We start from the raw sequence: 5,356 nt of genomic DNA, 5'->3' as shown, positions 1-5,356 counted from the left end.
GACAAGTCCTTCGTGGACGACCTCGACGTCGACTCGCTCTCCATGGTCGAGGTCGTCGTGGCCGCCGAGGAGAAGTTCGGCGTGACCATCCCCGACGACGAGGTCAAGAACCTCAAGACCGTCGGCGACGCCGTCGCCTTCATCGAGCGCTCGCAGGGCTGAGTCCCTCGGTCACGGGTGGCCCGTCCCACCGGCCACCCGTGACCAGCCCGTCCCCCACCCTCACGAGAACGGAAACCCCCTGATGCCCTCGACCCGCGTAGTCGTCACCGGCCTCGGCACCACCTCCCCCGTCGGTGGGGACGTCCCCAGCACGTGGCAGGCGCTGCTGGCCGGCACCTCCGGCATCAGGCACCTCACCGACGACTGGGTCGACCAGCTCCCGGTGAAGATCGGCGGACGCGTCGCCGTCGAGCCCTCGGAGATCCTCGACCGCGTCAAGGCCCGCCGCCTCGACCGGGCCAGCCAGTTCGCCATGGTCGCCGCCGAGCAGGCCTGGGCCGACGCCGGCCTCGAGGGCTCCGGCCTGGAGCCCGAGCGCCTGAGCGTGTGCCTCGCGTCCGGCATCGGCGGCGTCACCACCCTGCTCGCCAACTACGACACCCTCCTCGAGAAGGGCGCGCGCCGCGTGTCCCCCCTCGCCGTGCCGATGCTGATGCCCAACGCTCCGGCCGCCAACGTCAGCCTCACGTACGGCGCCCGCGCGGCGGTCCACGCGCCCACGTCGGCGTGCGCCTCCGGCAACGAGGCCATCGCGATGGCCATCGACCTGATCCGCCTCGGCCGCGCCGACGTCGTCATCGCCGGCGGCACCGAGGCCGCGATCCACCCGCTCCCCATGGCGGCGTTCGCCAACATGATGGCGCTGTCCAAGACCGGCAGCGAGGAGGGTGGCGACCCGACGACGGTCTCCCGCCCGTGGGACACCGCCCGTGACGGCTTCGTCCTCGGCGAGGGCGGCTCCGTGCTGATCCTCGAGTCCGAGGAGCACGCCCGCGCCCGTGGCGCCACGATCTACGCCGAGGTCCTCGGAGCGGGCATCAGCAACGACGCCCACGACATCGCCCAGCCCGACCCCGAGGGCCGCGGTGGCACCCGTGCGATCAAGATGGCGCTCCGCGAGGGCGACGTCGACCCCGCGACCGTGGTCCACGTCAACGCCCACGCCACCTCCACGCCCAAGGGCGACATCGCCGAGGGCCTGATGCTGCACGCCGTCCTCGGCGAGCACGTCGACCGCTGCGTCGTGACGAGCACCAAGTCGATGACCGGCCACCTGCTGGGTGGCGCGGGCGCGCTCGAGGCGATCGCCACCGTCATGGCCCTCCACGACCGCGTGAGTCCTCCGACGATCAACCTCGACGACAAGGACCCCGAGGTCGACCTCGACATCCCGACGTCGCGGCGCGACCTCCCGCAGGGCGACATCGTGGGCCTCAACAACTCCTTCGGCTTCGGCGGTGCCAACGTGGCGGTCGCCTTCGGGAGCTACGAGTGACCCTCCGACAGGCTCAGGACGACGCGCCCACCGCCGCCGCCGCGCCCGTCAGGCTGCCGCGCGAGGAGGACCCCCGCAACCCGGTCCTGCGCCTGGCCGCCCTGCTCGACGAGGGCACGCTCGAGCTGATCACGCCCGACGACGACTCCGGCATGCTCGCCGCCGTCGGTCGGGTCGGCGGCACCCCCGTCGTGGCGTTCTGCAGCGATGCGACCGTCATGGGTGGTGCGATGGGCGATGTCGGCTGCCGCGTCGTCGTCGACGCCTATCACCGCGCCATCACCGACGGCACCCCGATCATCGGGCTGTGGCACTCCGGCGGTGCTCGGCTGGCCGAGGGCGTGCTCTCCCTCCACGCGGTGGGCCGCATCTTCCAGGTGATGACGCAGGCCTCCGGCGTGATCCCGCAGATCTCCGTGGTGCTCGGCCCCGCCGCCGGCGGCGCCGCCTACGGTCCCGCACTCACCGACGTGGTCATCCTCGGTCCCGAGGGCCGCATCTTCGTCACCGGTCCCGACGTGGTGCGCTCCGTCACCGGCGAGGACGTCGACATGCTGCGCCTCGGCGGCCCCGAGCCGCACGGTCGCCGGTCCGGCGTCGTCCACATCCTCACCGAGTCCGAGCGCGAGGCCCTCGACCGGGCGCGCATCGTCGCCTCCCTCCTCGGCGCGCAGGGCAGCCTGGATGCCGACTCCGTCGAGGATCGCGACCTCGGCGCACTGCTCCCGGAGTCCAAGAAGCGCGCCTACGACGTGCACCCGCTCGTCGACGGCCTGCTCGACGAGGGCACCATGCAGGAGCTGCACGCCCGCTGGGCACCCAACATCGTCACCGCGCTCGGCCGCTTCGGCGGGCGCACGGTCGGTGTCGTCGCCAACAACCCGCTCCGCCTCGGCGGCTGCCTCGACTCCCTCTCGGCCGAGAAGGCCTCCCGCTTCGTGCGGATGTGCGACGCGTTCGGCGTGCCGCTCGTGGTCCTGGTGGACGTGCCCGGCTACCTCCCCGGCGTCGGCCAGGAGTGGGACGGCGTCGTACGCCGTGGCGCCAAGCTGCTGCACGCCTTCGGCGAGTGCGTGGTGCCGCGGGTGACGCTCGTGACCCGCAAGACCTACGGCGGCGCCTACATCGCCATGAACGCCCGCTCCCTGGGCGCCACCCGCGTGTTCGCGTGGCCTGGCGCCGAGGTCGCCGTGATGGGCGCCGTCGCGGCCATCCGCGTCCTCCACCGCCGCAAGCTCGCCGAGGTCTCCCCCGAGATCCGACCGCAGGTCGAGGCCGAGCTCGCGGCCGAGCACGAGCGCATCGCCGGGGGGGTCGACAAGGCGGTGGAGATCGGCGTCGTCGACGAGGTCGTCGAGCCGACCCGCACGCGCAGCGCCATCGCCCAGGCGATCCGTCACGAGATCGACACCGTCGGCGTACGCCGCGGGCGGCACGGCAACATCCCGCTCTGAGCCACCTCCCGGCCTCCTGAGCAGGTCTGCCGGCGTAACGAGCGTCACACCCGGTCGTTGGACATCCCAGACCCCGGAGGTGTCCATGCCGACCCTGCTCGCAGCCGTCGCCCTCGCGACGGCCGGACTGTTGCCCATCCCGCTGCTCCCGCCGGACGACGCGGGGGCGCAGAGCCCGCCGGCGCTCGAGCAGGTCGAGGTGTCCGGGACCCTCCAGGCAGCGGACGGCCGGCTGCGGCGTGGCTGCAAGGACTACCAGTTCACCTACGGCGTGACCACGGCCTCGGAGGACTGGAGCTTCGACATCACGATCCAGGACCGGCACGGCCGTGGCGTCCACGCCCAGTCGCTCATCGGTCCCAACGACCCGACCTCCGGCGTCCTGACCTACCGGCTCTGCCGGTGGGCGACGGTCCCGGGGATCTTCACGCTGACGGGGACGCTGGTGTCCTACGAGGGCGCAGACGAGACCACGGCGACCGCGACGGACACCTTCCGGCTCCGCCGGCGCAACCCCTGAGGGACCTCAGACCACCTGGTGCAGCCAGCGGACCGGCGCGCCCTCCCCGGCGTGGCGGAAGGTCTCGAGCTCGTCGTCCCACGGCTTGCCGAGCAGGTTGTCGATCTCGAGGAGCAGCGTCGTGTCGCCGAGTGCGGCCTTGACCACGGCGGCCTTGAGCCGGTCCTCCGGGATGAGGATGTCGCCGTGGGGCCCGGTGATCGCGTGGAAGATCCCCAGGTCGGGGGTGCAGGAGAACCTCGTGCCCTCGGTGGAGCTCGTGGGCTCCTCGGTGATCTCGAACCGCAGGTGGTTCCAGCCGCGCAGGCCCGAGGCCACGGCGGCGGCCGTGCCGGCGACGCCGCTCCACGACAGCTCAGCGCGGTACGACCCCGGCTGGGCAGGCTGCGGCGTCCAGTCGAGCGAGACGGCCACTCCGAGGACTCCGCCCACGGCCCACTCGATGTGAGGGCAGAGAGCAGAGGGAGCAGAGTGCACGTAGAGAATGCCCCGCGTCCCCGGACCGTCCGGGCGGGAAGCAATGCGTGTGGTCACCACGACCTCCTTGAGTTCCGACGCTCCAGATGCGCCTTCCCCAGCGGTCTGTCGTCGTTGCTCAACGCGAGTCGAGTGACACGTATGTGATTAGTGGCTCCATTGTGGCCCATGGGACGCCGGAACGCCAGCGCGCCGGGCCCGACGAGCGTCAGGACTGCTTGCGCTCCAGCAGGTCCGCCCGCTCGGCGGCATCGGTGAGCTCCTCGGAGTCGATCGCGTGCGTGCGGTGGAACCACGCGAGCGCGTCCGAGTCGCGGCCGGCCGCCTCCAGGGTGTCGGCGTACGCGTAGCGCAGCCGGACCACCCACGACGAGCGGCTCTTCGAGGTGAGCGGGGCCAGCTCTAGCGTGCGCAGCGCGGCGTCCAGCTGCCCCATGTCGCGGCGGGCACCGGCCTCGACGAGCGTCATCTCCGCCTTGGCCTCGGTGCTGAAGTTGGCGACCGAGGGGCTCTTTGCGAGCTTGATGGCCTGCTCGGGGTTGCCGATGGCGCGGTGGCAGTCCGCCATGATCGGCAGGTAGTCGGTGGCGCCGTTCATCCGCTTCGCGGCGCGGAGCTCGGCCAGCGCCTCGGCGTAGTGGCCGGCGGCATAGGCGGCCTCGCCGGTCGCCTCTCGTACGACGGCCAGGCGCGAGGCGCGGGCCCGGGCGGCCAGCGTGTGGCGGTAGGCCAGCTCGGGGTCCTCGTCGATGAGCACGCCGGCGGCGGCGAGGTGGCGTGCCACCCGCGCGGCCAGCTTCTCGGGGAGGCCCTTCAGCTGAGCGCGGACGCCGCGGTCGAGCTCGGCACCAGTGATGTACTCGGGCAGGTCGGGACCGTCGTACTCCGCCTGGTCGACCGTGCGCGGCTTCTCCTCGGTACGACCACGGAAACCACGCTGCGGGGCACTGCCGGACGGCTTGCCGCCCTTGCCGCCCTGATAGCCGCCACGCGCGGGTGCGCCCTTGCCGCGGGAAGCGTCGTCACGGGAGCCGCGGCCACGCGAGTCCCCGGCGGGCCCGCCTCGGGCGTCACCACGCGAGCCACCCCGGGAGTCGCTGCGCGAGCCGGAAGCACCGCCCCGCGAGGGCGCGCCTCCACGGCCGCCGGCAGAGCCGCCTCGTCCGTCGCCGGAGCCACCTCGTGCCGGACGCTGTCCTCGACGGTCCTCGGCCACAGCCGCACTTCCCTTCTACAACCTTCGGCCCCGTTCCCGAGGCCACGGTACTCACTGTTGTCCTGAAATGCAGAAGTGGGGCCACCCAGGGGGTGGCCCCACTTGCGCAATGTATGTCCGGCGGCGTCCTACTCTCCCACAACCTCTCGGTTGCAGTACCATCGGCGCTGAAAGGCTTAACTTCCGGGTTC

The 5,356-nt window shown here is 72.3% G+C and carries 6 protein-coding genes and 1 rRNA gene; 4 read left to right on the top strand and 3 right to left on the bottom strand.

Going from position 1 to position 5,356, the window contains the following annotated elements; all coding sequences use genetic code 11:
• The 4 genes from JWN97_RS20180 to JWN97_RS20165 form a co-directional block, all read left to right on the top strand.
• A partial coding sequence (locus JWN97_RS20180; protein ID WP_297627284.1) for an acyl carrier protein occupies window positions 1-162 on the top strand: 162 nt, incomplete at its 5' end.
• An 82-nt stretch (window positions 163-244) separates the two neighbouring features.
• The gene (locus tag JWN97_RS20175) at window positions 245-1,498 is read left to right on the top strand and encodes a beta-ketoacyl-[acyl-carrier-protein] synthase II (RefSeq protein ID WP_297627280.1); all 1,254 of its coding nucleotides are present in this window, start codon (window positions 245-247) and stop codon (window positions 1,496-1,498) included.
• Window positions 1,495-2,952: a carboxyl transferase domain-containing protein gene (locus JWN97_RS20170; protein ID WP_297627279.1), complete on the top strand. Its 1,458-nt coding sequence runs from the start codon at window positions 1,495-1,497 to the stop codon at window positions 2,950-2,952. The genes JWN97_RS20175 and JWN97_RS20170 overlap by 4 nt, the downstream gene beginning before the upstream one ends.
• An 85-nt stretch (window positions 2,953-3,037) precedes the next feature.
• Window positions 3,038-3,472: a hypothetical protein gene (locus JWN97_RS20165; protein ID WP_297627277.1), complete on the top strand. Its 435-nt coding sequence runs from the start codon at window positions 3,038-3,040 to the stop codon at window positions 3,470-3,472.
• Window positions 3,473-3,478: 6 nt separating this feature from the next.
• Here the strand turns inward: JWN97_RS20165 and JWN97_RS20160 are convergent, their stop codons facing one another.
• From JWN97_RS20160 to rrf, 3 genes are all read right to left on the bottom strand, one after another.
• Window positions 3,479-3,994: a DUF3145 family protein gene (locus JWN97_RS20160; protein ID WP_209954050.1), complete on the bottom strand. Its 516-nt coding sequence runs from the start codon at window positions 3,992-3,994 to the stop codon at window positions 3,479-3,481.
• 163 nt (window positions 3,995-4,157) lie between these two features.
• Window positions 4,158-5,165, bottom strand: a complete 1,008-nt coding sequence (locus JWN97_RS20155; RefSeq protein ID WP_297627275.1) for a tetratricopeptide repeat protein — start codon at window positions 5,163-5,165, stop codon at window positions 4,158-4,160.
• Between the two features lie 115 nt (window positions 5,166-5,280).
• Window positions 5,281-5,356 (bottom strand): 5S ribosomal RNA (gene rrf, locus JWN97_RS20150); the annotation flags it as partial.

Source organism: Nocardioides sp., from assembly GCF_025965415.1.
GTDB lineage: Bacteria > Actinomycetota > Actinomycetes > Propionibacteriales > Nocardioidaceae > Nocardioides.
This window is presented reverse-complemented; position numbering and strand designations above follow the sequence as displayed.